The sequence below is a fragment of the Nonomuraea sp. NPDC050383 genome, assembly GCF_044459125.1.
GTDB lineage: Bacteria > Actinomycetota > Actinomycetes > Streptosporangiales > Streptosporangiaceae > Nonomuraea.
Map to the genome: position 1 here is coordinate 488,020 of NZ_JBITIP010000005.1, position 24,527 is coordinate 512,546.

29 protein-coding genes are annotated in these 24,527 nt (G+C 71.1%); 14 read left to right on the forward strand and 15 right to left on the reverse strand.

Translation table 11 applies throughout. The annotated features are described in order from the left end of the window. Positions 1-23: 23 nt before the first annotated feature. The 8 genes from ACIBG4_RS16385 to ACIBG4_RS16420 all read right to left on the reverse strand — a co-directional run bounded on the left by ACIBG4_RS16385 (position 24) and on the right by ACIBG4_RS16420 (position 8,220). Positions 24-890: a formylglycine-generating enzyme family protein gene (locus ACIBG4_RS16385; RefSeq protein ID WP_397202458.1), complete on the reverse strand. Its 867-nt coding sequence runs from the start codon at positions 888-890 to the stop codon at positions 24-26. A gap of 49 nt (positions 891-939) precedes the next feature. Beyond that, on the reverse strand, positions 940-2,355 hold the full coding sequence (locus tag ACIBG4_RS16390) for a sulfatase (protein ID WP_397202459.1): 1,416 nt from the start codon (positions 2,353-2,355) through the stop codon (positions 940-942). A gap of 4 nt (positions 2,356-2,359) precedes the next feature. Next, on the reverse strand, positions 2,360-3,829 hold the full coding sequence (locus tag ACIBG4_RS16395; RefSeq protein WP_310715524.1) for a sulfatase-like hydrolase/transferase: 1,470 nt from the start codon (positions 3,827-3,829) through the stop codon (positions 2,360-2,362). Beyond that, positions 3,826-4,815 carry an aliphatic sulfonate ABC transporter substrate-binding protein gene (locus ACIBG4_RS16400; protein ID WP_397202460.1) on the reverse strand — a complete coding sequence of 330 codons (990 nt, stop codon included), beginning with the start codon at positions 4,813-4,815 and terminating at the stop codon, positions 3,826-3,828. The genes ACIBG4_RS16395 and ACIBG4_RS16400 overlap by 4 nt, the downstream gene beginning before the upstream one ends. Next, on the reverse strand, positions 4,812-5,597 hold the full coding sequence (locus ACIBG4_RS16405) for an ABC transporter ATP-binding protein (RefSeq protein WP_397202461.1): 786 nt from the start codon (positions 5,595-5,597) through the stop codon (positions 4,812-4,814). The genes ACIBG4_RS16400 and ACIBG4_RS16405 overlap by 4 nt, the downstream gene beginning before the upstream one ends. Further along, the gene (locus ACIBG4_RS16410) at positions 5,594-6,388 is read right to left on the reverse strand and encodes an ABC transporter permease (RefSeq protein ID WP_397202462.1); all 795 of its coding nucleotides are present in this window, start codon (positions 6,386-6,388) and stop codon (positions 5,594-5,596) included. Before ACIBG4_RS16410 ends, ACIBG4_RS16405 begins: the two co-directional genes overlap by 4 nt. Further along, positions 6,379-7,563 (reverse strand): ROK family transcriptional regulator, encoded by a 1,185-nt coding sequence (locus ACIBG4_RS16415; protein ID WP_310715530.1) that lies wholly within the window; start codon positions 7,561-7,563, stop codon positions 6,379-6,381. Before ACIBG4_RS16415 ends, ACIBG4_RS16410 begins: the two co-directional genes overlap by 10 nt. A 111-nt stretch (positions 7,564-7,674) precedes the next feature. Continuing rightward, the gene (locus ACIBG4_RS16420; protein WP_397202463.1) at positions 7,675-8,220 is read right to left on the reverse strand and encodes a YceI family protein; all 546 of its coding nucleotides are present in this window, start codon (positions 8,218-8,220) and stop codon (positions 7,675-7,677) included. Between the two features lie 93 nt (positions 8,221-8,313). Between ACIBG4_RS16420 and ACIBG4_RS16425 the strand changes: the two genes are divergently transcribed. The 6 genes from ACIBG4_RS16425 to ACIBG4_RS16450 all read left to right on the forward strand — a co-directional run bounded on the left by ACIBG4_RS16425 (position 8,314) and on the right by ACIBG4_RS16450 (position 11,557). Beyond that, on the forward strand, positions 8,314-9,186 hold the full coding sequence (locus ACIBG4_RS16425) for an SPFH domain-containing protein (protein ID WP_310715533.1): 873 nt from the start codon (positions 8,314-8,316) through the stop codon (positions 9,184-9,186). A 332-nt stretch (positions 9,187-9,518) separates the two neighbouring features. Further along, positions 9,519-10,172 (forward strand): DUF433 domain-containing protein, encoded by a 654-nt coding sequence (locus ACIBG4_RS16430; RefSeq protein WP_310715535.1) that lies wholly within the window; start codon positions 9,519-9,521, stop codon positions 10,170-10,172. Beyond that, positions 10,153-10,602 (forward strand): hypothetical protein, encoded by a 450-nt coding sequence (locus ACIBG4_RS16435; RefSeq protein ID WP_310715537.1) that lies wholly within the window; start codon positions 10,153-10,155, stop codon positions 10,600-10,602. Before ACIBG4_RS16430 ends, ACIBG4_RS16435 begins: the two co-directional genes overlap by 20 nt. Positions 10,603-10,683: 81 nt before the next feature. Continuing rightward, on the forward strand, positions 10,684-10,965 hold the full coding sequence (locus ACIBG4_RS16440) for a hypothetical protein (RefSeq protein ID WP_397202464.1): 282 nt from the start codon (positions 10,684-10,686) through the stop codon (positions 10,963-10,965). Continuing rightward, the gene (locus ACIBG4_RS16445; RefSeq protein ID WP_397202465.1) at positions 10,962-11,123 is read left to right on the forward strand and encodes a hypothetical protein; all 162 of its coding nucleotides are present in this window, start codon (positions 10,962-10,964) and stop codon (positions 11,121-11,123) included. The genes ACIBG4_RS16440 and ACIBG4_RS16445 overlap by 4 nt, the downstream gene beginning before the upstream one ends. After that, positions 11,120-11,557: a hypothetical protein gene (locus ACIBG4_RS16450; RefSeq protein ID WP_397202466.1), complete on the forward strand. Its 438-nt coding sequence runs from the start codon at positions 11,120-11,122 to the stop codon at positions 11,555-11,557. The genes ACIBG4_RS16445 and ACIBG4_RS16450 overlap by 4 nt, the downstream gene beginning before the upstream one ends. On the opposite strand, the gene ACIBG4_RS16455 is transcribed toward ACIBG4_RS16450, so the two are convergent. The 3 genes from ACIBG4_RS16455 to ACIBG4_RS16465 form a co-directional block, all read right to left on the reverse strand. Next, on the reverse strand, positions 11,548-12,207 hold the full coding sequence (locus ACIBG4_RS16455; RefSeq protein WP_397202467.1) for a dienelactone hydrolase family protein: 660 nt from the start codon (positions 12,205-12,207) through the stop codon (positions 11,548-11,550). The two genes, ACIBG4_RS16450 and ACIBG4_RS16455, sit on opposite strands and share 10 nt — an antisense overlap. Then, complete coding sequence (ppk2, locus tag ACIBG4_RS16460; protein ID WP_355435897.1) at positions 12,204-13,022, reverse strand: polyphosphate kinase 2; 819 nt, start codon at positions 13,020-13,022, stop codon at positions 12,204-12,206. The genes ACIBG4_RS16455 and ppk2 overlap by 4 nt, the downstream gene beginning before the upstream one ends. 78 nt (positions 13,023-13,100) lie before the next feature. Then, the gene (locus ACIBG4_RS16465) at positions 13,101-15,014 is read right to left on the reverse strand and encodes an ABC transporter ATP-binding protein (protein ID WP_397202468.1); all 1,914 of its coding nucleotides are present in this window, start codon (positions 15,012-15,014) and stop codon (positions 13,101-13,103) included. A 560-nt stretch (positions 15,015-15,574) separates the two neighbouring features. Here ACIBG4_RS16465 and ACIBG4_RS16470 point away from each other — a divergent pair. The 7 genes from ACIBG4_RS16470 to ACIBG4_RS16500 all read left to right on the forward strand — a co-directional run bounded on the left by ACIBG4_RS16470 (position 15,575) and on the right by ACIBG4_RS16500 (position 20,455). After that, positions 15,575-16,384, forward strand: a complete 810-nt coding sequence (locus ACIBG4_RS16470) for an alpha/beta fold hydrolase (protein WP_397202469.1) — start codon at positions 15,575-15,577, stop codon at positions 16,382-16,384. Between the two features lie 90 nt (positions 16,385-16,474). After that, positions 16,475-17,038: a bacterioferritin gene (locus ACIBG4_RS16475; protein ID WP_397202470.1), complete on the forward strand. Its 564-nt coding sequence runs from the start codon at positions 16,475-16,477 to the stop codon at positions 17,036-17,038. A 202-nt stretch (positions 17,039-17,240) separates the two neighbouring features. Continuing rightward, positions 17,241-17,828 (forward strand): hypothetical protein, encoded by a 588-nt coding sequence (locus tag ACIBG4_RS16480; RefSeq protein ID WP_397202471.1) that lies wholly within the window; start codon positions 17,241-17,243, stop codon positions 17,826-17,828. Positions 17,829-17,898: 70 nt separating this feature from the next. Next, complete coding sequence (locus ACIBG4_RS16485) at positions 17,899-19,071, forward strand: sensor histidine kinase (RefSeq protein ID WP_397202472.1); 1,173 nt, start codon at positions 17,899-17,901, stop codon at positions 19,069-19,071. Further along, positions 19,068-19,724, forward strand: a complete 657-nt coding sequence (locus ACIBG4_RS16490; RefSeq protein WP_310715558.1) for a response regulator transcription factor — start codon at positions 19,068-19,070, stop codon at positions 19,722-19,724. The genes ACIBG4_RS16485 and ACIBG4_RS16490 overlap by 4 nt, the downstream gene beginning before the upstream one ends. Before the next feature lie 57 nt (positions 19,725-19,781). Further along, entirely contained in the window at positions 19,782-20,111 is a 330-nt protein-coding gene (locus tag ACIBG4_RS16495; protein ID WP_397202473.1) for a DUF3140 domain-containing protein, read from the forward strand. A 131-nt stretch (positions 20,112-20,242) separates the two neighbouring features. Beyond that, on the forward strand, positions 20,243-20,455 hold the full coding sequence (locus ACIBG4_RS16500) for a hypothetical protein (protein WP_397202474.1): 213 nt from the start codon (positions 20,243-20,245) through the stop codon (positions 20,453-20,455). Between the two features lie 53 nt (positions 20,456-20,508). On the opposite strand, the gene ACIBG4_RS16505 is transcribed toward ACIBG4_RS16500, so the two are convergent. Both ACIBG4_RS16505 and ACIBG4_RS16510 read right to left on the reverse strand, forming a co-directional pair. Beyond that, positions 20,509-21,015, reverse strand: a complete 507-nt coding sequence (locus ACIBG4_RS16505; protein ID WP_310715561.1) for a GNAT family N-acetyltransferase — start codon at positions 21,013-21,015, stop codon at positions 20,509-20,511. 9 nt (positions 21,016-21,024) lie between these two features. Next, complete coding sequence (locus tag ACIBG4_RS16510; protein ID WP_397202475.1) at positions 21,025-21,651, reverse strand: TetR/AcrR family transcriptional regulator; 627 nt, start codon at positions 21,649-21,651, stop codon at positions 21,025-21,027. Between the two features lie 68 nt (positions 21,652-21,719). On the opposite strand from ACIBG4_RS16510, the gene ACIBG4_RS16515 reads away from it, so the two are divergent. Then, a complete protein-coding gene (locus ACIBG4_RS16515) occupies positions 21,720-22,658 on the forward strand; it encodes a beta-ketoacyl-ACP synthase III (RefSeq protein WP_397202476.1) in 939 nt (312 codons plus the stop codon). Positions 22,659-22,677: 19 nt separating this feature from the next. On the opposite strand, the gene ACIBG4_RS16520 is transcribed toward ACIBG4_RS16515, so the two are convergent. Next, entirely contained in the window at positions 22,678-23,361 is a 684-nt protein-coding gene (locus ACIBG4_RS16520) for a glycosyltransferase family 2 protein (RefSeq protein ID WP_397202477.1), read from the reverse strand. 36 nt (positions 23,362-23,397) lie between these two features. Next, complete coding sequence (locus ACIBG4_RS16525; RefSeq protein ID WP_397202478.1) at positions 23,398-24,396, reverse strand: NAD-dependent epimerase/dehydratase family protein; 999 nt, start codon at positions 24,394-24,396, stop codon at positions 23,398-23,400. Between the last annotated feature and the right edge of the window lie 131 nt (positions 24,397-24,527).

The following is a 24,527-nucleotide window of genomic DNA, read 5'->3' on the forward strand; positions in this document are numbered from 1 at the left end:
ACGACAAATAAGGAGAACGATTCTCAGCGCGCCACGGTGCGGAATCCGGCGTTGGCCATCGACGAATCAGGGGTGTTCGCCGAACGCGCCGAGTTGCGGTAACGGTTGCAGTAGGAGTCATGGCACAGGAACGAGCCCCCGCGCAGCACCCGGGCCGTGCCGCGAAGCGGCCCGCGGGGGTCGTCGGGCGGTGCGTAGGCGTAGTAGTCGGGCGCGTACCAGTCCGAGCACCACTCCCAGACGTTGCCCACCGTCTGCCAGAGTCCGTACGCGTTGGGAGCGTACGTGCGGACCGGGGCGGTGGTCAGGTAGCCGTCGGCCGTGGTGTTGTCGGTGGGGAAGACGCCCTGCCAGATGTTCACCCGCCACTCGTCCTCGGGCAGGTCGTCGCCCCAGGGGTAGCGGGCGCCGTCGAGGCCGCCCCTGCTGGCGTACTCCCATTCGGCCTCGGTGGGCAGGCGCCGGTCGGCCCACGAGCAGTACGCGACCGCGTCGTTCCAGCTCACGTGGACCACGGGATGGTCGGGCTCCGCCGACGACAGGGGTCCGCCGGGGCGCCGCCAGTCGGCGCCGCGCACGCCCACCCACCAGGGGGTGCCGGGAACGGGGCCCATCACGTCCTCGGGGCGGGCGCGCAGGGCCAGGTGGAAGACGGCGGAGAAGCCGTACTCCTCCGCCTCGGTCCGGTAGCCGGTCGCGTCGGCGAAGGCCGCGAAGTCGGCCGTGGTCACGGCGGTGGCGTCGATCGAGAACGGCGACAGCGCCACCCGGTGCACGGGCGACTCGCCGTCGCCCGGATTGCCGTCGCCGGTGGCGTCGCCCATCAGGTACGCGCCGCCGGTCAGGTGGACCTGCTCGATCCCGTGCCGGCCCTCCGCCGCGAAACGCACGGCGGGCCCCCTCGGCGGTCCCGGCGTCGCGGGCGTGCAGCAGGACACCTCAGACCCCCTCGGGCACCGGCTGGCCGGGATGCGGCTCGTCGCCGAGGGCGGCCTGGGCGCGGTGCATGCGGACCTTCATCTCCTCGCGGACCGCGCGGTACGCCGGGTCGTGGTAGACGTTGCGCAGCTCGTCCGGGTCCGTCTCCAGGTCGTACAGCTCCCATTCGCCGCTGTAGGTGAACGAGCCCGTGCCGGGGAGCCCCATGCCGTCGTTGTAGAAATAGATGATCTTGTAGCGGGCCGTCCGGTAGCCGTAGTGGGCCGGCGCCTTGTGGAAGACGTCGTCGTGCTCCCAGTAGCGGTAGTACATCCCTTCCGCGGGCGGCGGACCCGGCTCGCCGGTCAGGTCGGCCAGGAAGCTGCGGCCCTGCATGCGTGGGTGGTGCGGCACCCCCGCCGCGTCCAGGACGGTCTGCGCGAAGTCCACGTTGGTGACGATCCCGGTGTGCACCTGGCCGGCGGGGATCCGCCGCGGGTAGCTCAGGACGAGGGGCATCCGCAGCGATTCCTCGTACATGAAGCGCTTGTCGAACCAGCCGTGGTCGCCCAGGAAGAAGCCCTGGTCGGAGCAGTACATCAGGAGCGTGTCGTCGAAGTCCCCGCGCTCGCGGAGCCAGTCGACGACCCGGCCCACGTTGTCGTCGACCGACGCGACGACGGCGAGGTAGTCCTCCATGTACCTCTGGTACTTCCACAGCGCCGTCTCCTCGTAGGACAGCCCTTCGGGCGGCTCCTGCTTGAGGTCGTCGGCGTTCAGGTGCTCGGCGATCCGCATCGCCGCGCGCCGGGCCGAGGAGGAGCGGGTCGCGTAGTCGTCGGTGAACGTCGCGGGCACCGGGATGGGGTCGGTGTACCTCCCGGCGTGCTTCTCGTCGGGCTCCCACGGCCGGTGCGGCGCCTTGTGGTAGATCAGCAGGCACCACGGGTCCTCGCCGTCGAGGCCGTCCGCCCAGGACAGCGCCATCTCGGTGATGAGGTCGGTGGCGTAACCAGGCACGGTGCGCAGCCCGTCCTCGGACAGGAACGAGGGGTCGAAGTACTCCCCCTGCTCGATCAGCACGTCCCAGTAGTCGAACCCCTGCGGGTCATGACCGGGGCCGTCCCCCATGTGCCACTTGCCCACGATGGCGGTGCGGTAGCCGGCGGCCTTGAGCCGGCTCACGAACGTCGGCTGCGCGGCGTCGATGGGCGTGACCAGCGTCGAGACCCCGTTGACGTGCGAGTACGTGCCGGTCAGGATGCTGGCCCGGCTCGGCGAGCAGAGCGCGTTCGTCGCGAAGCAGTTGTCGAACCGGGCGCCGAGCGCCGCGATCTCGTCGATCCGCGGCGTCTGGTTGACCACCGACCCGTACGCGCTGACGGCGTGCGAGGCGTGGTCGTCGGTGAGGATCATGACGATGTTGGGACGTCTCATGGGGTCACCGATAGGTCGCCTCGTCGAGCCCGCTCAGGGTCGGGTCGTAGGAGACGTCGCCGACGTCGTACATCGACGTCATCCAGTGGTAGAAGTTGTCGCCCCGGTCGCGCAGCACCTGGTACAGCCGCCGCATCAACCGCCCGCGCACCGCCTCCATCTCCGGATGGCCGTAGACGTTGAGCAGCTCGTCCGGGTCGGTGAACAGGTCGTACAGCTCGTTCGTCGAGTCCGGGTTGACGACCAGCTTGTAGCGGTCGGTCCGGATCATCCGCTGCGGGTACGGGAAGTGGTGGCCGTGGAACTCGCAGACGATGTCCTGCTCCCACGCCACCTCGTCGGCGGACGCGAGCGGCATGAGGCTGCGCGAGTCGACGGCGGGAGCGGGGTCGATCCCGGCCAGTTCGAGGATGGTGGCCGTGCAGTCGAGCAGGCTGACGAACTCCGTGCGGACGACTCCGGGCTGCTGGCCGGGAACGCGCAGGATGCCGGGCGTGCGGTAGATGTCCTCGTACATCGCCGGGCCTTTGTCGTGCAGGCGGTGGGCGCCGGTGAACTCGCCGTGGTCGCAGGTGAAGAACACGGCCGTGTCGTCGACCAGCCCGAGGCGCCGCATGGCGTCCATGACCCGCCCGATCTGGGCGTCGATGAGCGCGACGTATCCCCAGTAGACGGCGATGAGCTTGCGCGTCTCCTCCAGCGGCATGGTGTCGAACGTCCAGTGCGCGCTGTAGTTGGCCTGCACCGGCGGCTTGCCGGCGAAGGTCTCCGCGATCGACTTGGGCAGCTCGACCAGTTCGGGGTCGAACATGTCGAAGTACTCGTCCGGCACGATGTACGGCAGATGCGGGCCGAAGAAGTTGAGCTGCAGGAAGAACGGCTCCGGCTCGGCCGCGTACCGTTCGAGCATCTCGATCGCCCGCGTCGCCAGGTAGTGCTCGAACGTCGCCTCGACCGGCTGGCGCAGCCGCGCGGCGAGGAGGTTGCCCGGCCCGCCGTTCGGCAGCGTCCCGCGGATGTGGTCGTGGATCTCGTACGGCGGCAGGCCGTTGGCCGCCAGGTAGTCCAGGTAGTCGGGATGGTCGACGGGGTTGTGCCAGCCCGGCAGGTCAGGCCCGTCGAACCCGAAGTCGGCCGCCCGCCGGTGGTGCCCGACGTGCCACTTGCCGATGAGCCCGCAGTTGTAGCCGGCGTCCCGCAGCGCCCCGGAGAAGCTCCACTGGTCGTCGGGCAGGTCCTCCATGTAGCCGACGTTGCGCTCGTGGTTGGCGAGCAGCTTGTGCCGGAACGGCGCCTGCCCGGTGAGCAGGCTCGCCCGCGCCGGCGTGCAGATCGCCGTGGGGGTGTACCAACGGTCGAAGCGGGTGCCGGTCCGGGCCAGCTCGTCGAGCACCGGGGTGGCGGCCAGCCGGTTCCCGTACGCGCCCAGCGTGTCGGCCCGGTGCTGGTCGGTCATCAGGAAGAGGATGTTCACTTGGCGGCGCCCGTGAACAGATCGCCGGTGTAGTACGTCTTCGGGTCGACGGCCCCGGTCAGCTTGCCGGCGCCGGTGAAGTAGTCGTTCATCCCGTTCAGCCACTTGTCGATGGTTCCGTCCTTGGTGTAGCCGTCCAGCTCGGACAGCGACAGCACCTTGGAGTTGGCCGCGTCGGCCTTCACCTGCTCCGGCGGCTGCTTGAGCATCTTGGCGGTGGCGGCGATCGTCTCGTCGAGGTGATCGCTGCGGTACTGGATGGCGTCACGGAGCACGGCGACGACCTTCTCCGCCTTGGCCCGGTCCTTCGCGACGACGTCGTTGCCGGCGACGAACGCGGTCGGGAACGACACCGTGTCGGCGAAGTCCTCGTTCTTGGCCAGCTCGACCAGGTCCGGGACCGCCTTCTTGATGGTGCCGATGGCCGGGTACCAGAAGCCGGCCGCGTCGATCTGCTTGGAGGTGAACGCCGACACGATCGTGGACGCGTCCATGGGGACGATCTTGACGTCGTTCTTGGTCAGCCCGGCCTTGCGCAGGGCGAGCGTGAGGATCATGTCGCCGGAGGTTCCCTCGGGCACGCCCACGGTCTTGCCCTTCAGGCCGGCCATGGTCGTCGTACCGGCCTGCGCGATGACGCGGTCGGCGTTGCCGAGCGTGTTCATCGCGACGACCTTGGCCTTGCCGGTGGCGGGCAGCCACATGGCGCCCGGGCCGATGTAGCCGAAGTCGAGGTCGCCGGTGCCCAGCGCCTGGATCTGCAGCGGGCCGTTGGTGAAGACGCTGGTCTTGACGTCGACCCCGTGCTTCTTCCACAGGCCCTGGGCGTCGGCGACGGCCAGCAGGCTCGCGCCGTTGAAGTCGGCGATGTAGCCGAAGTTCACCTGGGTGGCGTCGCCGTCCGCGCCGCCGGAGCCGTCCGACGAGCAGGCGGCCGCCGACAGCGCCACGACGACGGCCGCGGCGGCCATGAAGGTCTTTCTCATTGCGCGGACTCCTTGATCTGCCGCTGGTGGTACACGGAATGCCAGACGCGGTTGCGCAGCGCCCCGAACTCGGGGCTCAGCCTCATGTCCTCGTCGCGTGGGTAGGGGAGGTCGACGTCGATGACCTCGACGATCCGGCCGGGGCGCGCGCCCATGACGACCACCCGGTTGGCGAGGAACACCGCCTCGTCGACGTCGTGGGTGATGAACATGACCGTGCGCCGGTCCTTGCTCCAGGTCTCCAGGAGTTGCTCCTGGAGCCGCACCCGGGTCAGCGCGTCCAGCGCGCCGAAGGGCTCGTCCATGAGCAGGATCGACGGGTTCACCGCGTACGCGCGGGCGATCGCGCAACGCTGCTTCATGCCTCCCGAGAGCGTCTTGGGCAGCGCGTCGGCGAACTGCTCCAGGCCGACCAGACGGATGAAGTGCTCGGCCCGCCGCCGCCGCTCGTCGCCGGGGACCTTCGCGGTACGCATGCCGAACTCGACGTTCTCGCGGACGGTCAGCCACGGGAACAGGGCGTACTGCTGGAAGATGACCCCGCGCTCCGGGCCCGGGCCGGTGACCTGCTTGCCGTCCACCAGCGCGGTGCCGCCGGTGGGCTGGTCCAGCCCGGCGAGGATGTTGAGCAGCGTGCTCTTGCCGCAGCCGGACGGGCCGACGATGGTCACGAACTCGTTGTCGGCGATGTCGAGCGAGACGCCGCCCAGGGCGACGAAGTCCTCGTTCCCGACGGGGAAGATCTTCTCGACGTCGCGTACGGAGATCTTGGGAGTGCTCATCGGTTCTCCTGCCAGGCCGTCAGTCTGTTGCCGGCGAGCATGAGCAGCCGGTCCATGATCAGGCCGAGGATCCCGATCGTGATGATGCCGACGAAGATGGTCGGCAGGTCGTAGTAGAGCTGCGCGCTCTGCATCCGGTGCCCGAGCCCCGCCTGCGCGGCCAGCAGCTCGGCGGCCACCAGCGTCCCCCAGGCCGAGCCGAGCCCGACCCGCATGCCCACGAGGATGAACGGGGTCGAGGCCGGCACCACGACCCGCGCGAAGATCGTCCCGTCCTTCGCGCCGAGCACCCGGCCGGCGTTGATGAGCGTTCTGTCCACGCTCACCACGCCTTGGTACGTCGAGATGACGCAGGCCAGGAACGCCGCCAGGAAGATGACGAAGATCTTCGGGCTCTCCCCGATGCCCATCAGGACGAGCACCAGGGGCAGCATCGCCAGCGGCGGGATGGTCCGGAAGAACTGGATCCACGGCTCGAACAGGCCACGGGCGACCGTGTACCACCCCATGACGAAGCCGACCAGGACCGCGGCCACCGAGCCGAGGGCGAACCCGGCCAGCACGCGCCCGAGCGAGGCGCCGATGTCGGTGATCAGGGTGCCGTCCTGGATCATCGTCCAGCCGGCCGAGACGACCTCGACCGGAGACGGGAACTGCAGTCCCGCCAGGGACAGCCCCCACCAGATCGCCACCCCGGCCACCACCGAGACGATGTTGAGGACCAGGAAGGTCCGGCTCTTGCGCGGCCGGGCGTTCGCGGCCCTGGTGGCCTCCGCATTGATCACGGCCACTGTCGGCCTCCGTCCGTCGTGACGTTCGCTTCGTATCCGGCGAGCAGGGGGGATTCATGGAACAGGGCGGCGATGGCCCCGAGCGCCCCGCTCTCGTCCGAGAGCAGGGCCGGGCGGATCACCGGCGCCGCGTCGGCCAGCCACGACAACTCGTAGGTGACCGTGGACGCGACCTGCCGGATCAGGGCGGGGGCGATCTCGACGATGTCGCCGCCGAGCACGATCTCGCTCGGGTTGAGCGTCATGGCGGCGGTGCCGAGCATCCGGCCGACCGCCGTGCCGGCCTCGCGGAGCACCTCGTCGACGACCGGATGCGCGATCTCCACGGCCGCCTTGAGGTCGTCGAGCGAGTCCATGGGCACGCCCAGCTCCCGGCACCGCCCGAGGATCGCCGGGACCGAAGCCACGGTCTCGACGCAGCCGCGCTTGCCGCACCGGCACTGGGCGCCGCCCGGAACGGCGGTCACATGGCCGAGCTCGCCCGCGTACCCCTTGGAGCCGCGCGCGAGCTGGCCGCCGACCACCAGCCCGCCGCCGACGCCGTCGGACAGCCGCAGGTAGATGAGGTCGCGCACAGAGTCGGACTGGGCGTGCAACGCCTCGGCCAGCCCGGCGAACCGTACGTTGTTGTCGACGATCACCGCGGCGTGGAAGCGCTCGGCGAACACCTCCGCCACACCGTCGGCGCCCGAGCGGTCGCCCCAGCCGGGCACGCCGACCCCGATGGCCTGGAGCGCGCCGTAGTGGACGCCGGTGTCGGTGCTGAGCCGGTCGATCAGGGCCAGCCCGGCGCTGAGCCGCTCGGGCCACTGCGCCGACTCCTCGTACCGTGACGTCCCCGACGCGATGATGTCGTGGGCCGCGTCCGCCACCAGGACGTTGACGCGGCGGTGGCCGAAGTCGACGCCCATGTACTGCCCGGAGGCCGGGTCCAGCGCGAGCCGCTCGGCGGGCCGGCCGCTGCCCACACGCTCGACGGCGTCGGTGTCGACGACCCGGATCACGCCGCGGCCGAGGAGGTCGCCGGTGATCTCGGAGACCGTGGTGCGGGACAGGCCGACCCGCGCCGCGATCTCGTTGCGGCTCTGCGCGCCGTTCTGGCGCAGCACGCGCAGCACTCGCTCCTCATGGGATCGGCGGACGAGCGCGTGCACTCCGTTGGGCGTCGTAGACACGCTGGAAACGTAAGCTTCGTCCCTTTTTTACGTCAACCTTCCGGCAGAAACAATCGAGAAATCCGCCAGATCCTTTACGGAAGTCCTTGAGCAGGGCGAACTCGCCGGAGGCTACCGGTTCGTCCCGAGGCTGACGTCGAACCGCACCTCGACCTCGTCGCTGAGCTTGAGCGTGCCGAAGAGCGCCGAGTAGGGCCGGATCCCCCACCGGGACTGCGCGATGACCGCCGAGCCGTGCGCGCGTCCCTCGGCCACCGAGCCCCGCACCGCGACGGGCCGGGTGACACCGACGATGGAGAGCTCACCCTCGACGCGGAACGACTCCGCGGTCCCGTCGACCCGTGTCGACCGGAACGTGATCGTCGGGTGCCGGGCGGTGTGCAGGATCTTCTCCCGGACGATCTTCTCGATCTCCTGGCGATCGGAACCCGTCAGCGGCTTGACGCCGCCGGTTCCCTTCCGGACCTCCAGCGACTCGGCGTCGATCTCGACCGTGACCGAGGACCGGGAGGGAGCGACGGTGGCTTCGCCCCGCCAGCGGGTGACTTCGATGGTGAGATCATGGCCGGCCTTCGCGCCGATCCCCGTACGCGTCGTATGGACCAGGAGCCGGCCGGATTCGGGCCCCAACGTGTAGCTACCAGCGGCGATGCTCACCTTGCCAGGCTAGCCCGGCCCCGGGGAAGGCCGCCGACGCGCCCGAGGACGCGCCGAGGACTAGCGTGATCGCCGGGCAAGCAAGGAGGGTTCATGAACCGCAAGACCGCTGTCGCTTCGTTAGCCGCCGCCATGCTGGTGGCCGGCTGCTCGGTGACCATCCCGGAGCCCGACCAGAAGGGCATCGTCTACGACGCCGGCATGTTCTCCGACACCACGTTCCAGAACTGCGTCGAGCCCGGAGTGCGCGACGTGTCCGGCTGGGGGGACAAGGGATATGTCTACCCGGCCGGCCAGCGCACCTTCGAGTTCGCCGCCGACCCGAACGATCCCTCAGGGGTCAGGACCAAACCGGCGGCCGAGGCGGGTCCGCTCACGATGTGGACCAAGGACCCGCTGGAGATGCGGGTGTCCGGCGTGGTGACGTTCTCGCTCACCAGCGACTGCAAGACCCTGCGGCAGTTCCACGAGCAGATCGGGCTGAAGTACAAGGCCGACACCGACGCCGGCTGGAACAAGCTGCTCAGCGTCTACATCGGCCAGCCGCTCGACCGGGCGCTGGACGCCGCCAGCAAGGAGTTCGCCTGGCGTGACCTCACCTATCTCAACCCCCAGGCCAAGCAGCAGTGGGAGGCGAAGGTCGCCGAGTACATGGCGCAGTTCCTGCGCGAGCAGGGCGGGACGGCCTTCTTCGACAAGTTCTCGGTCACGCTTCAGCAGCCGCAGCCGCCGCTGAAGGTCCGCGAGGCGATGGCGGCCGTACAGCAGGCGAAGGAGGAGAACACCGCGCAGAAGGCGAAGAACGAGAAGGCGCGCACGGAGCTGGAGGCCATCAAGGCGCTCAAGGACGTGCTCGGCGCGCAGGGCGCGGTCATGTGGCAGGCCGTCAAGGACGGACGCATCCAGATCATCGTCTCCGACAGCGGCCAGATCAACGTCACTCCGAACAGGACAGGCGGCAACTGAGACAGCGGCGCGACGTCGGGCTCCCCCGCGCGACGGTGGGGCCCGCTCGTCACCTCCTTCGGCCCGGAGCTCGGCGCGTTTGCCGAAGCGAAGAGTACGGATTTCTAGGCTGTCCCGTTTGTCGGCATATCTGGCTTGTAGAGCAAAGGCCGATGAATGCATCCCTACAACAGCATTCAACTTCTGGACATAGTGAAGCAATACGGAATGCGACTTGCCGGATACCGCAGAGGATCGCGCTGAACGAGGACATAGCGGCCGCCGCGTGCGAACTCGCGAGTAATTTGCAATGATGATCTCGCCGGTGCAGCGCCAAGAAGGAGGTGAGGCCGGTGTCCTACAGCCCCAAGCTCGCCGCCGGCCTGTCAGGCGCCACGCTCCGCCAACTCGCGCACTGGCGAAAACCCAGCTCAAGCCTGGGAGCCGTCCTCATTCCCGAGATTTCCGAAGTCCGGCCGATCCTCTACTCGTTTCGCGATGTGGTGGCATTGCGTACCTGCGTGAAACTTCGCAACGACGCTTCGCTGCAGAAAATACGCCGGGCCCTGGACACCTTGCGCGCCGATCTTGGCCAACGCGCCCATCTGTCGGCCTATCGGCTGGTCGCCGATGACTCGACGATCTATCTGGTCGAGTACGGCCAAGCCACGGACCTGGTACGCCGTAAGGCGAATGTGGTGATCCACGAGTTGGTGGACGTGCTGCAGCCCTTCTACCGTGATGGCCGGCACATTCCGGACCTCCTGCGACCCCGGGAGCATGTCACTGTTGATCCGGCCGTCAGGGGCGGGATGCCGGTGATCGAAGGCACAAGAGTGCCGTACGACGAGGTCGCGGCGCTGTTGCGGGACGGGATTCCGGCGGAGCGCATTTCCGAGTACTACCCCAACGTGACAGCCGCGGCGGCGCTCGACGCGGGCGACTTCGCGGATTATGTCGACAGCTATGAGTCCTCTGGGGAGCGGCGTGAGGCTGCTGCTGGATGAGAATGTCCCCAAACCCCTCCAGCAGGTGTTGACCGCCTTCATCGTGAATCACGAGATCGTGCATCTGCTCGAGCTCGCCGGCTGGTCCGGAACTCGGGACGAGAGCCTCTACCCCCGAGCGGCGGCCAAGGGGTTCGATGTGATCCTCACCAACGATGGTCGCCAGATGCAGCGTCCGCGCGAGGTGGCGGCCATCGCTGCTTCGGGCATGCACCGGATCGAGTATCCCCACAGGCATCCCGGCCTTGTCGGCATGGGCGTCGCGATCGCGACGGTGTCCGCTGGGCTGCCGAGTGCGCTTGCCCTACTCGAAGCCGCGAAGGGCCAACGGCTGATCAGCTTACGTGGCGTGGATCCGACGGCGGCACATCGTCTGAGCCTCATCGACCCAGCCGTGTCACCGCCCAAGTTCTGGCCCGCACAGGAGTGACGCCGGCCGCGGTTCTGTACGCAGGCGGCCCCGTCGCTCGTGTCCGTTCCACCATGGGCCCGTACGCGTAGGTTGATGATCATGCGGAGACTGGTGCTGTTCGACCTCGACAACACCCTGGTCGACCGGCTGGACGCCTTCCGGAGGTGGGCGCGGGAGTTCGTGGCCGAGCGGGACCTGGGTGAGGGGGCGTTCGAGTGGATGATGCGGCTGGACGAGGACGGGGCGGTGCCGAGGGAGGTCTTCTTCCGGCGGGTGCGGGAGCGGTTCTCGTTGCGGGAGTCCGTCGAGGAGTTGTGGGGCGGGTATCGGGCCGGTATGCCGCGGGTGGTGGAGGCTGGATCGTGGGGGACGATCCGGTGAAGGACGTCGAAGGTGGGCGGGACGCGGGGCTGCGGACCGTGTGGATCGATCGGGGAGCCGGCGCGTGGCCGGCCCGGCTGGCCGCGCCCGACCATGTGGTCACGGACGCCCGGCGGGCGGTGGAGGTGATCATGGCTGAGGGTGGAGGTGCCGGGTGACCTGGTGGGCGGTGGTCCGGTTCCTGCATGTGCTGTCGGCGGCGCTGTGGGTGGGCGGCCAGCTGACCGTGTCGCTGGTGGTGTTGCCGCTGGCGCGGCGGCTGCTGGACGAGGAACGGCGTGGCGGGCTGCTGAAGGCCGTGGGGCAGCGGTTCGGGGTGTTCACGGTGGCGGTGTTCCTGCCGGTGCAGATCGCCACGGGGGTGGCCATCGCCATGCACAAGGGGGTCACGTGGGCGTCGCTGGCCGAGCCGGGGTACGGGCGGGTTCTCGCGGCGAAGCTGCTGGTGTTCTGCCTGGTCATGGTGGCGGCGGGGTTGCACGGGTGGGCGACGGGGGCGGGGCGGGCGGTGCTCGCCCGGGTGATGGCTCTGGGGGCGCTGGCCGGGTCGGTCGTGGTGGTCCTCTTCGCCACCGCTCTGCCCTACACGTGAGGGTCCAGGTGGGTGGTGAACCAGGTCGCGGCCAGGCGGGCGACCGCGTCCAGGGCTCCCGGCTCCTCGAACAGGTGCGTCGCCCCGGGTACGACCTCCAGCCGGGCCTCGCCAGCCAGCCGCGCCAGTGCCCGGCGGTTGAGGTCGAGGACGGCCGGGTCGGCGCCGCCGACGATCAGGAGGGTGGGCTGCTCGACGTTCCAGAGGAAGTCGCCGGCGAGGTCCGGGCGGCCGCCGCGCGAGACCACCACGCGCACGCCGTCCGGCAGCGCCGCGGCGGTCATGAGGGCCGCCGCCGCGCCCGTGCTGGCGCCGAAGAGGCCGATGGGCAGCCCCTCGGTACGGGCGTCCGTCCGCGCCCAGGCGACCAGCGCCCCCAGCCGGCGGGCCAGCAGGCCGATGTCGAACCGCAGCTCCCGCGTCACCGTGTCCAGCCGCTCCTCCTCGGGGGTGAGCAGGTCGGCGAGCAGGGTGGCCAGGCCGGCCGCCTGGAGCCGCTCGGCGACGTGACGGTTGCGCGGGCTGTGGCGGCTGCTGCCGCTCCCGTGCGCGAACAGCACCAGCCCCCCGGGCCGTTCCGGAGCGGTGGGCGCGGTGAGGTCCGCGTCCAGGGTGACGCCGTCGCCGGGGATCCGCAGCGCTTCCGTCAACGGGAAGCGCCCTTCACCGGCAGCCCGGCAGCCGCGTCGGGTACGGCGATGTCCATGCGGGCCATGCGGCGGTACCCCGTCCCCGGCGGCCGGGGCGGGATGCGCAGCCGTGGCCTGGCCACCTCCCGGTACGGGATCGAGGACAGCAGGTGGGAGATCATGTTGATCCGGGCCCGCCGCTTGTCCTCGCTCTCCACGTCGTGCCAGGGCGCTTCGGGGATGTGGGTGTGGACGAGCATCTCGTCCTTGGCCCGCGAGTACTCCTCCCACCTGATGATCGACTGAAGGTCCATCTCCGACAGCTTCCAGCGCCGCATCGGGTCGTCCAGCCGGTCGCGGAAGCGCCGTTCCTGCTCGGCGTCGCTCACGGAGAACCAGTACTTGCGCAGCAGGATCCCGTCCTCCACCAGCAGCCGCTCGAAGATGGGGCACTGGTGCAGGAAGCGGGTGTACTCCTCCTGCGTGCAGAAGCCCATGACGCGCTCGACGCCGGCCCGGTTGTACCAGCTCCGGTCGAACAGCACGATCTGCCCGGCTGCGGGCAGATGCTCGACGTAGCGCTGGAAGTACCACTGCGTCCGCTCCCGCTCGGTGGGGGCGGGCAGGGCGACGATGCGAGTCATGCGGGGGTTGAGGTACTCCGCGACGCGCTTGATGGTGCTGCCCTTGCCGGCGGCGTCGCGTCCCTCGAACACCACGACGACCCGCCGGCCCTCGGCCCGCACCCATTCCTGCAGCTTGACGAGCTCTCCCTGCAACCGGAAGAGCTCCTTCTCGTACGGCTTGCGCCGCAGCTTCCCGCCGGCCTTCGCCATGGCTCACCCCTGCCCCGCCGTACGCCTGCCGATGCGCACAGCGGGGCAGCCCGTGAGCAGGTCCATGGCGGGGGCCGGTCAGACGCCGGCCGGGAGCCGGGTGCCGAGGCGTTTGAGCCGGATGCGGGCCCTGGTGCGGAGCGGTTCGAGCACGATCGTGCGGGCCCCCGCGGGGACGTGACGCAGGTCGTGCGTGATGAGGATCGTGGTCCGGCCGGCCATGAGCCGGCGCAGCGGCTCCATGATGCGGGCGGCCGTGGCCTCGTCGAGGCCGGTCATCGGCTCGTCGAGCACGAGCACGGGCGCGTCGCGCACGAGGGCGCGGGCGATCGCGATGCGCTGCCGCTGGCCGCCGGACAGGAGCCGGCCCCGCTGGCCGACGGGAGCCTCGTAGCCGCGCGGCAGGGCGGTGATGAACTCGTGCGCCCCGGCGAGCACCGCGGCCCTGACCACCTCCTCGAACGTGGCTCCGGGACGGCCGTAGGCGATGTTCTCCCGCACGGTGCCGGAGAACAGCATGCTCTCCTGGTGCAGGATCGTGACGGCCTCGCGCAGCGAGGACCGGGTCAGGTCGCGGAGGTCGACGCCGTCGAGCAGGATGCGTCCCTGCTCGGGGTCGTAGAACCGCAGCAGCAGCTTGGCCAGCGTGGACTTGCCCGCCCCGCTGGGGCCGGTGCAGACGATCAGCTCGCCCGGCTCGGCCGTGAACGACAGGTGCCGAAGCGTCGGCCGGTGACGGCCCGGGTAGGTGAAGCCGACGTCGTCGAACTCGATCCGCCCGTGGCTGCGTGACACCAGCGTCAGGGCGGTGCCGCGGTCGTTCACCGACGGCCGGGTGCCGAGGACCTCCATGACGCGGTCGGAGCCCGCGGCGGCCTCGGAGACGCTCAGCGCGATCTCTCCGAGCCCCTGCACGGCGGGGTAGAGCAGGCCCAGGTACGCGGCGAAGGCCAGCAGCCCGCCGAGCGTCAGGCGGCCCTCGGCGATCTCCCAGGCGCCGACGCCGAGGATGACGACCATGCACACGGTCTGGAGGACCTGCACCATCGGGCCGTACATCCCGGACAGCCGCGCCTGCCACATGTTGGCGCGCAGCCAGCCGCGGCCCTCACGGTGCAGCCGCCGCGACTCGGTGGTCTGCCGGTTGTACGCCTGGACGAGCGACTGGTTGGCCAGGCTCTCCTCGATGACGCTGTTCATGGCGCCGTTGCTGAGGCGCTCGTTGGCGGCGGCGACCCGGAACCGGGCGGCGAACACCTTGGACACCACCAGGAACGCGGGGACGAGCGCCATGGTGATCAGCGCGAGGTCCCACCTGATGAAGAACGCCGCGCCGGCGAAGAAGACGACGCTGACGACCGTGGTCAGCACCTTGACCAGGCCGGAGCCCACGAGCTGCTCGATGGCCTCGATGTCGTCGGTGAGCCTGGCCATGAGGTCGCCGAGCCGCCGGTTCTCGAAGAAGTCCGGCGACAGGGTCTGCACGTGTGCGAAGACCCGGTCGCGCAGGCCGAGCAGGAAGCGTTCGGCGCCGAGCGCGGTGACGTACGCGCCGCCGAACGACATGACACCGGCCACGATCGCGAGGCCCAGCCAAGCGAGGGCGGGGGCCCAGAACGCGGACAGGACGCGGGTCGTCAGCACCTTGTCGGTGATGTGGCCGAACAGGGCGATCGCGGCGACCTCACAGGCCGCCGCGAGGATGGCGAGCACCGTGCCGGCCACGAAGAGCCGGCGCAGTCCTCGCGTGCCAGGCCAGAACTCCCGGAAAGTCCGGCGGATGGACACCGCCGGTGCGATCGCCGGGCGATGGGCGCGGGCCTGGGGCGAAAGGGAGAGCCGGCGGGTGACCCGCCGGCTCTTGGGTGGTTTTACCACCACCCGCCGCCCCAGCCGCCGCCCCAGCCGCCGCCGCCCCAGCAGCCGCCGCCGCCGCAGCCGCCCCAACGGCGGCGCCATCCGCAGCCGCCGCCACAGCGACGCCTCCAGCACGGTCCCCAGCCCTGACGGAATCCGTTTGTAACGGACATAGTCCCCTCCCCCGAGATCGGACTTTCACTTCCAAACCGGACCGTACCACCCATAAGCCGATAAATCACCACTAATCCGGGCGAGCAAATCAGATTTGACCAGGACGCCCACGGAAAGCAACGGTTGCCTGGGCCCGGTAAATCGTCAGCAAAGATCGGGACGCCACTCGATACTTCGTCGACGGTTTACTCGTCTCCCCCGTCCTGACCTGGGGTTACGCCTCCTCCAAGGTGAGCCGGAGTGGTGATTAGCCGGGCGCTGAAGAATGTTTTTACATACCGGTGGTGTTCGTTATACGCGGCCCTTCGGCCATGGCTCCAGGTGGCGCGACCCGGGCGCCATCCGGGCACGGCCCGACATGGCGCCCGGGGCACCGCCCCTGAACGGCCGGACAAACCGCGCGAGAAGCGTCGCCGAACGGACCGGGCGCCACATCCGAGAGCTCACCTCGCCCCCTTGTGGCCCAGTCTTGACAAATTTTTTTGTCGGTGCGAGGCTCGCCGTACACGAGGGAGGAAGCCATGAACAACGTCGTTTCCAGTGACGGCACCGTGATCGCCTACGACCGTGTCGGCCAGGGGCCGGCCGTCGTCCTGGTGGACGGGGCCCTGTGCCACCGCGCCGCCGGCCCCAACCCCGCGCTCGCCCAGGCCCTGGCCGCCCGCTTCACCGTCTACACCTACGACCGCCGGGGGCGCGGCGAGAGCGGCGACATCCCCTCGGGCCGTGAGGCGCGGTTCGACCCCCGGGACGAGATCGACGACCTGGCCGCGCTGGTGAAGGAGGCCGGCGACGACGTGCGCCTGTACGGCATCTCCTCCGGCGCGGCCCTCGCCCTGGCCGCCGTCGACGCGGGCCTGCCCGTGTCCAGGCTCGCGGTCTACGAGCCGCCGTTCGTCGTGGACGGCTCGCGGCCGCCCGTCCCGGCCGACTTCGAGGAGCGGATGCGGGACCTCGTGGCCACGGGCCGCCGCAGCGACGCGGTCCGCTCCTTCATGCGCGCCGGCGTCGGGCTGCCCGCCGTGATGGTGGCGATGATGCGGCTCATGCCGGCCTGGTCGGGGCTGAAGGCCGTGGCCCACACGCTGCCGTACGACCTGGCGCTGGCGGCGAGGTACCAGCGGGGCGAGCCGATCCCGGCGGGCACCTGGGCGGGCGTCACCGTCCCCACCCTGGTGATCGACGGCGGCAAGAGCCCCGCGTGGATGCGCGACGGCGTGCGCGCCGTGGCCGGGGCGCTGCCCGCCGCCCGCCACCGCACCTTGGAGGGACAGACCCACCTCGTCAAGGCCGACGCCCTCGCGCCCGTCCTCGCCGAGTTCTTCGCCTAGCCGACCGCACGCGTTCCCCGGCCGGCCGACCCCACGCCGGCGAGGCCCGGACAGGCGAGTCTTCGCCTGTCGAGTGGGCATAGGGAGCCCATGGCTGAGTTCCTGACCGACATCACCACCATCCGAGAGAGGGCCCGCGCCGAGATCGAGAAGGGCCCCATCACCGACGCGTACGGCGCAGACCTGGACCGGGTGATCCAGGTCTGCAACGAGGCCCTGGCCACCGAGCTGGTGTGCGTCCTGCGGTACAAGCGCCACTACTACACCGCCACCGGTATCCAGTCGGAGTCCGTCGCCCAGGAGTTCCTGGAGCACGCAGGCGAGGAGCAGGAGCACGCGGACAAGCTCGCGGCCCGCATCGTCCAGCTCGGCGGCGAGCCGGACTTCAATCCCGACACGCTGACGAAGCGCTCCCACTCCCAGTACGACGCCAGCAGCGGGCTGATCGCGATGATCAAGGAAGATCTCGTCGCCGAGCGGGTCGCGGTGGCCACCTACACGGAGATCATCCAGTGGCTGGGCGACCGCGACATCACCACGCGGCGGGTGTTCGAGGAGCTGCTCGCCAAGGAGGAGGAGCACGCCGACGACATGCAGAGCCTGCTCGAACGCATCCCCGCCACCCCGCCCGTCCCGCCGGCGCCTCCGGCCTGACGGCCGGGCCGTTCCCGCCCACCGGCCCTCACCCCGCACGGCGGCGGGTGAGGGCGTGGGGCGAGCCCGGTCAGACGTACCGGGCCTTACGGGTGAGGGGCTCGCTCTCAGGAGTGAGACGAAGGATCGCCCGTCACGGCGATCCCTTCTGACCAGGGAAATCGGAGGATTGACCTATCCCCGAAACACCCTGGAGAGCATCATGAACGTCCGCACCGCCTTCGTGGCCGCCCCCCTGCTGATCTTCGCGTACGGCGTGATCCGCATCGTCGACTGGTTCGACGGTGAGAGGGGACCCGGTCTGGCCTGGACCACCGGGCACCTGGCCTTCATGGCGGCCCTCGTCCTCTTTGTGCCGATATTTTGGGAAATGAGGCGGAGGTTGGACCGGAACGCCCTGGCCACCACCGCCGTGGCGGCGGGCTTCGTCGGCATCGCCTGCGCGTTCGCGCAGTTCGCCATCGACGTGGTCGTCGGGTTCGCGGCCGCCGACCACGCGGCGATGGGGCCGCTGTGGGACCAGGTTAAGGCCGTGCCCGGGGTGTCCCTGGCCGTCTACGACGGCGGGCCGTTCCTGTTCTACATCGCCCAGCTCGTGCTCGTCACGCAGCTCGCCGCGCGGCGGCAGGTCCGGGTGTGGACGCCCGTCCTCGTCCTGCTCGACTTCGCGCTGCCGATGATCGACCTCAACCTGATCCCGATCGGCGCCCTCCTGCTGCTGGTCTCGTTCGCGCCGATGGCGCGCCGCCGCGAGGAAGCGGCGCCCCGGCACGCCCTCGCCCACGCCTGAGACCACGCTCATGCCTGAGACCGCAGGCCACGCGAGGGAACACGCCCGGTATGCGGCAGGATGGGACGCCGTGCCCTCCCTGCCGTCCTATCCGCCTTTCGTCGACGCCGCCCGCCGGCGGCTGCGCGAGCTGCCGCCCCTCCTGGTCGACGCGGCGCTCACCGGGCTGATCCTCGTGGCGCAGCTCTGGCCGCTGCTGTCCGGTGACAGCCATGGCGGCCGCCCGTGGGACTGGTGGGGGTACGCGGTCGCGGCCGGCGCCTCGCTCCCCCTGGTGTGGCGGCGCCGGGCGCCCGTGGCCGTCCTGATCACGAGCCTGTCCGTCGGCGCCCTGTACGACCTCGCCGACAACGTCGCCCGGCAGCCCATCTGGTACGGCGCGACCGTCGCGTTCTACACCGTCGCCGCGTACTCGCCCCGGTGGAAGCGGCTCGTCATGCTGGTCGTGACGCTCAGCGGCGGCATGCTGGTGGTCGGCTCCACGGAGACCGCGCTGCGCGGCATCGTCCTGTTCGTCGCGGCGTACGCCATCGGCAGGACCGCGGCCACGTCCCGAGCGCACGCCGCGGCCCTGGAGGAACGGGCCGCCCAATTGGAGAAGGAGCGCCAGATGGAGGCGGAGCGAGCGGCCGAGCGCGAGCGGGCTCGCATCGCCCGCGACATGCACGACATCCTGGCTCACGCGGTCAGCATCATGGTGGTGCAGGCGGAGGCGGGCCCCGTGGTGGTGCGGACGAACCCCGTCCGGGCCGAGGCCGCGTTCGACGCGATCGCCGCGGCCGGGCGCGACGCGATGGCGCAGCTCAGGCGGATGCTCGGCGTGCTCAAGGAGGGCGAGGCGCCCAGGGCGCCGCAGCCGACCGTCGGCGACCTGCCCGCGCTGGCCGGCCAGGTCTCCGGCACCGGGCTCGACGTGACGTTCTCCGAGACCGGCGAGCCGCGGCCGCTCACGCCCGACTGCGCGGTGGCCGCCTACCGGATCACGCAGGAGGCCCTGACCAACACCGTCAAGCACGCCGGCGCACTCCATGCCGACATCCGGCTCACCTGGGAGGACCACAACCTCATGATCGACATTACCGACGACGGCCAGGGCTCGGGCCGCGGGCTGCCCTCGGGCGGCAACGGCCTGATCGGCATGCGCGAGCGCGCCGCGGCGTGCGGCGGCGTGGCGACGGCCGGGCCACGCCAGGACGGGCCCGGCTACCGGGTGTCGGTGCGCCTTCCGGTGGTGACCTCGTGACCGGCCCCGTCCGCATCGTCGTGGCCGACGACCAGGAGCTGGTCCGGGGCGGGTTCGCGATGATCCTCGACGCCCAGCCGGACATCGAGGTGGTGGCCGAGGCCGGTGACGGCGTCGCGGCCGTCGCGGCGGTCCGCGAGCACGACCCCGACGTGCTCCTGCTCGACATCCGCATGCCCCGCATGGACGGCATCGAGGCGGCCCGGATCGTCTGCGCGGAGACCGGCTGCCGGGTGCTCATGCTGACGACGTTCGACCACGACGACTACGTCTACGACGCGCTGCGGGCCGGCGCGAGCGGGTTCCTGCTCAAGGACGTGCGCCGCGACGACCTGGTCAACGCCGTGCGCGTGGTCGCCGGTGGCGAGTCGCTGCTGGCGCCCCAGGTCACCACGAGGCTGATCTCGGCGTTCACCTCCAGACCCGCCGCGCGGCCCGCGGAGGCGCTGACGGTGCTGACCGCACGAGAGCGGGAGACGTTGCAGCTCATCGCCCGCGGGCTGTCCAACGCGGAGATCGCCGAGCAGATGGTGGTGAGCGAGCACACCGTGAAGACGCACGTCAGCAACGTGCTGTCCAAGCTCGGCCTGCGCGACCGGGTCCAGGCGGTGATCGCCGCGTACGAGGCGGGGCTGGCCGTGCCGGGTGCGTGAGGCCGGGTGCCTGGGGCCGGGTGCGTAAGGCGGGGACGGGCGGGTATGCGGGCGTCTATGAGCGTTGACTCCGAGAACTACGACGCCGACCTGCTCTGGGAGGAGTTCCACGGAGTGGTCAACATGACCTCCGAGGAGCTCCGGGCCTACCTGCTGGCCGACGCCTCCGGCGAGGAGGCCTTCCCGGCGGAGACCGACCTGGGCCTCGACCCGCTGGGGCGCGGGGTCCTGCAGGTGCTGACCAAGCGGAAGACCGACCTGACCAAGGACGATCTGGACACCATGCGCCAGGTCGTGGATCTGGTGGAGACACTGGACGACCGGACCGACGACGAGGCCCGGCGGCTGCAGCTCTCCGTGGGCCATGACCCGTTGCGGGCCACGTGACCGCAGCTTGACCGAAGGGCCGGAAAAGGTCCGTCAGGAGGGCGACTCGTCGTGGCGAATCGTCAAATGGTGGATGGAACACGACTACAGATGGTGCAATGGGCCATGCCGTACGCATCCGAGGAGGCCCGTTGACAGACAACCTCGACCTCGCCGCCAGCGCCCAGGAGCTGGCCGACGCCGCGCCGGCCGGGTCGCTGGACCGTACCGCCGCGACGTCGGTGGCCATCACGCTGGCCACGACGCGCGACGCGAACCACGCCAGGCAGACGCTGGACGGGCTGGCGCCCGACGACGTGCGGCAGGCTGCGCTCCAGCTCTTCGACCGCCTCCAGGCCCCCTGACCGGGCCCGGGGCCGCCCCTCAGGACCGCTGACGGGCCTGAGGGGCCTGAGGGTCAGAGCGCGATCTCGTACTCGACCTGGTCGATCGGGTGGCCGTCGCCGAAGTCGTGGAGCCGGGTGGCTCCCGACTCGGTGAAGCCGCACTTGGCGTAGAAGCGGCGTGACTGCGCGGTGTCGCGCAGTGTCCACAGGTGCGCGCCGCTGTGGCCGCGTGCCCGCAGGGCGTCGAGCGTGGCCGTCATCAGGGCGCCCGCCACGCCGCTGCCCCACCCGTCCGGGTGGTTGTAGAAGCCGAAGATCTCCGCCTCGCCCGGCCGCTGCGGCGAGGCGCCGAAGTACGAGTACGCCAGGGGGCGCTCGCCGGGGCGTGCGGCGAGCAGGACGGTGTCAGCCGTCTCGGCGAGCACGGCATGCCACTTGACGCGCCGGTGCGCGACCGCCTGGTCGGAGAACGCGGGGGCGAAGAACGGCCGGTACGCCACGGACCAGGCCTCGGCGTGGATCTCGCCCACCACGTCCCCGTCGGCAGCGGTCGCCGGGAAGATCGTGAAGTCAGACATGGCCGAAGCCTAGGGACTCGCGGCCCCCGCCGTACGGGCCGGGCTCAGGTGGACCCGCACCGCGCGGCGGGCGCGGTCGGCGGCCCGCGGGTCGCGGTGCAGCTGGAGGGCGTGGTTGAGCGCCATGAGCACGCCCATCAGCTCGAACGCCACCTGCTCGGGATCCGTGTCGTCCGGCAGGTCCCCGGCGTCCACGGCGCGCCCGGCCTCCTTGCGCAGCCGCGCCGTCCAGGAGTCGAACCTGGCCTCCACCGCGTCGCGCACCGCCCCGTCCCTCCCGTCGAACTCGTGGGCGGCGGCCACGAAGAAGCACCCGCCGGGGAACACCCCGCGCTCCAGGTACGAGATCCACGCCTCGCACAGGGCGACGAGGCGCGGCAGCCCCGGCGTGACCATCACGACGGGCTCCCACACCTCGGCGCGGAACACCTCGCCCGCCCGCTCCAGCACCGCGAGCTGGAGCGCCTCCTTGGAGCCGAAGTGGCCGAGCACGCCGGACTTGCTCATGCCGAGCTCCGTGGCGAGCCGGCCGATGGTCAGGCCCTCCAGCCCTTCGACCGAGGCGATGGCCACGGAGCGGTCGAGGATGGCGGAGCGGGTGCCGAGCGCGTCGGCGACGGACCTGCGGGGACTCATGCTGCCTCCGGGAGCGGCTTCATGAGGACACTTTAGCGTCCGAACGTTCGGTTGCTATAGTCCGGCCCATGAACGGATCACGCCTCGTCGCCACCGGCCACTACCAGCCCGCCCGGGTGCTGACCAACGACGATCTCGCCGCCATGGTGGACACCAGCGACGAGTGGATCACCAAGCGCGTCGGCATCCGCACCCGCCACGTGGTCGGCCCGGACGAGGGCGTGCCCGAGCTGGCCGTGAACGCGACGGCCAAGGCGCTGGCCGGCAGCGGCCTGGACGCCGCCGACATCGATCTCGTGCTGGTGGCGACGTGTACGCAGCTCGACCGGGCGCCGAACGTGGCGGCCATCGTCGCGGCCCGGCTCGGCGTGCCGGGCGCGGCGGTCATGGACGTGGGAGTGTCGTGTTCGGGGTTCACGCACGCGCTGGCCGTGGCCGACCACACGATCCGCGCGGGCGCGGCCAGGCACGCCCTCGTCATCGGGGCCGACACCATGACGGCGGTCACCGACTGGACCGACCGGACCACCTGCGTGCTGACCGGCGACGGCGCGGGCGCCGCCGTGGTGAGCGCGGCGCCGTCGCCCGAGATCGGCCCGGTCGTCTGGGGCTCGGCCCCGGAGCTGGGCGACGCGGTCCGCATCGGCGGCACGCCCACCCGGTTCGCTCAGGAGGGGCAGACCGTCTACCGCTGGGCCACCACCAGGCTGCCCGCCATCGCCCGCGAGGCGTGCGAGCGGGGCGGGGTCGCGCCCGAGGAGCTCGCGGCCGTCGTCCTGCACCAGGCGAACCTGCGCATGATCGAGCCCATCGCCGAGCGCATCGGCGCGGTCAACGCGGTCGTGGCCCGCGACGTGGTCGAGTCGGGCAACACCTCGGGCGCGAGCGTCCCGCTGGCGCTGGCCAAGCTGGTGGAGCGGGGCGAGGTGCGGCGCGGCGCGCCGATGCTGCTGTTCGGCTTCGGCGGCAACCTCTCGTACGCGGGAATGGTCGTCCGCTGCCCCTGAGGTTCCGGCGCCGCCGCGGTCACGCCCGGTGCGCGGCGAGGACGGCGCGCATGTCGGCGATGGCGCGCAGCGTGCCGCGGACGGTGCCCGTGACCTTCGAGCGGCCCGCGCGCGGCAGGTAGTCGACCTCCGTCTCGGTGACGCGCCAGCCCGCCGCGGCGGCGCGCAGCACCATCTCCAGCGGATAGCCGAACCTGCGGTCGGCCAGTCCCAGGGCCACCAGCGCCTCGCGGCGGCAGGCACGCATCGGGCCGAGGTCGCGCAGCGGGATCCCCGCGCCGCGGCGCAGCCGCCAGGCGAGCACGGCGTTGCCGGCGCGGGCGTGCGCGGGCCAGCCGTGCCCGCCGCCGCCCGGACCGGCCGGGCCGGGCCGGCGCTCCACCCGCCGGCCCAGCACCAGGTCGCCGTCCCCCGCCAGGACGGGCTCGGCGACGCGCGGGAGCTGGCGCGGGTCGAGCGAGGCGTCGGCGTCCATGAAGCAGACGATCCGCGCGGTGGCGGCCATGAGGCCGGTGTGGCAGGCCGCGCCGAACCCCCTGCGCGGCTCGTGCACCACCGTCGCCCCATGGGCCTCGGCGATCCGGGCGGACCCGTCGGTGGAGCCGTTGTCCACCACGATCGGGCGATATCCGTACGGCATCCGCTCCAGCACCCAGGGGAGCGCGGCGGCCTCGTCGAGGCAGGGCAGCACGACATCGATCACGAGTCCGACGGTACGTACCGGCGGCCGGGTCAACCCTTACGAAGCCGTGACGGCGGCCGTGGTGAACTCCCTCAGGCCGTCCTCGAACGCCACCTGAGCCGTGAACCCCAGCTCCCGGGCCGCCTTCGCGGGCGAGGCGACGATGTGGCGGACGTCCCCGAGGCGGTAGCCGCCCGTGACGACCGGCGCCGGCCCCCCGGTCGCCGCCGCCAGCGCACGGGCCAGGTCCCCGACCGTGCGCGGCGTCCCGCCGGCGATGTTGTACGCCGTCAGGGCGCCGGGCCTGTCCTCCTCCAGGGCGAGGGCGTTGGCCCGGGCCACGTCGCGGACGTGGACGAAGTCGCGCCGCTGCCCGCCGTCCTCGAACACCCGCGGCGCCCGCCCGCTCACCAGCTCCGACAGGAAGATCGCGGCGACCCCGGCGTACGGAGTGTCGCGCGGCATGCCGGGGCCGTAGACGTTGTGGTAGCGCAGGGCCGTCACGGTCCCGCCGGTCTCGCGGGCCCAGCCGGCGGCCAGGTGCTCCTGGGCGAGCTTGGTGGTGGCGTAGGCGTTGCGCGGGTCCATGCGGGCGTCCTCGGCGACGACGGCCGGGACGAGCACGGCGTCGCAGCACGGGCACCGGGGGTCGAACACCCCGGCCGCCAGGTCCTCCTCACGCCGGGGGCCGGGCCGTACCGGGCCGTGGGCGGGACAGTCGTAGGCGCCCTCGCCGTACACGACCATGGAGGAGGCGAGGACCAGCCGCCGCACGCCGTGCCGCGCCATGGCGGCGAGCAGGACGGCGGTGCCGCACACGTTCGCGGACGCGTACGCGGGCAGGTCGGCCAGGTCCACGCCGAGCCCGACCTTGGCGGCCTGGTGGACGACGGCGTCGACGCCGGGCAGCAGCCGGTCGAGGGCGTCGGCGTCGCGCACGTCCACGCCCGTCCTGAGGTCGGCGGGCACGACGTCGCGGACGGCGGCGACGCCTTCGAGCGTCTCGGCGATGTGACGGCCGATGAAGCCGGCTGAGCCGGTCAGCAACACGCGCATGCCGCCGATCCAACACCCGGCGCGGCCACGAGGACCTTACGGTGCGGGAACGTCGCCTAGCCCGGACGCATGCCGCGCCTCGGAGACGCGGCGAGAATGTAGGCGTAAGCGGGAGGAACCGCCGGGTGGAG

Coding starts and splice junctions, on each gene's coding strand:
- ACIBG4_RS16390 (WP_397202459.1), bottom strand. CDS start 2,355: ATGAGACGTCCCAACATCGTCATGATCCTCACCGACGACCACGCCTCG.
- ACIBG4_RS16400 (WP_397202460.1), bottom strand. CDS start 4,815: ATGAGAAAGACCTTCATGGCCGCCGCGGCCGTCGTCGTGGCGCTGTCG.
- ACIBG4_RS16405 (WP_397202461.1), bottom strand. CDS start 5,597: ATGAGCACTCCCAAGATCTCCGTACGCGACGTCGAGAAGATCTTCCCC.
- ACIBG4_RS16425 (WP_310715533.1), top strand. CDS start 8,314: ATGAACCGCAAGACCGCTGTCGCTTCGTTAGCCGCCGCCATGCTGGTG.
- ACIBG4_RS16440 (WP_397202464.1), top strand. CDS start 10,684: ATGCGGAGACTGGTGCTGTTCGACCTCGACAACACCCTGGTCGACCGG.
- ppk2 (WP_355435897.1), bottom strand. CDS start 13,022: ATGGCGAAGGCCGGCGGGAAGCTGCGGCGCAAGCCGTACGAGAAGGAG.
- ACIBG4_RS16470 (WP_397202469.1), top strand. CDS start 15,575: ATGAACAACGTCGTTTCCAGTGACGGCACCGTGATCGCCTACGACCGT.
- ACIBG4_RS16475 (WP_397202470.1), top strand. CDS start 16,475: ATGGCTGAGTTCCTGACCGACATCACCACCATCCGAGAGAGGGCCCGC.
- ACIBG4_RS16480 (WP_397202471.1), top strand. CDS start 17,241: ATGAACGTCCGCACCGCCTTCGTGGCCGCCCCCCTGCTGATCTTCGCG.
- ACIBG4_RS16495 (WP_397202473.1), top strand. CDS start 19,782: ATGAGCGTTGACTCCGAGAACTACGACGCCGACCTGCTCTGGGAGGAG.
- ACIBG4_RS16505 (WP_310715561.1), bottom strand. CDS start 21,015: ATGTCTGACTTCACGATCTTCCCGGCGACCGCTGCCGACGGGGACGTG.
- ACIBG4_RS16510 (WP_397202475.1), bottom strand. CDS start 21,651: ATGAGTCCCCGCAGGTCCGTCGCCGACGCGCTCGGCACCCGCTCCGCC.
- ACIBG4_RS16515 (WP_397202476.1), top strand. CDS start 21,720: ATGAACGGATCACGCCTCGTCGCCACCGGCCACTACCAGCCCGCCCGG.
- ACIBG4_RS16525 (WP_397202478.1), bottom strand. CDS start 24,396: ATGCGCGTGTTGCTGACCGGCTCAGCCGGCTTCATCGGCCGTCACATC.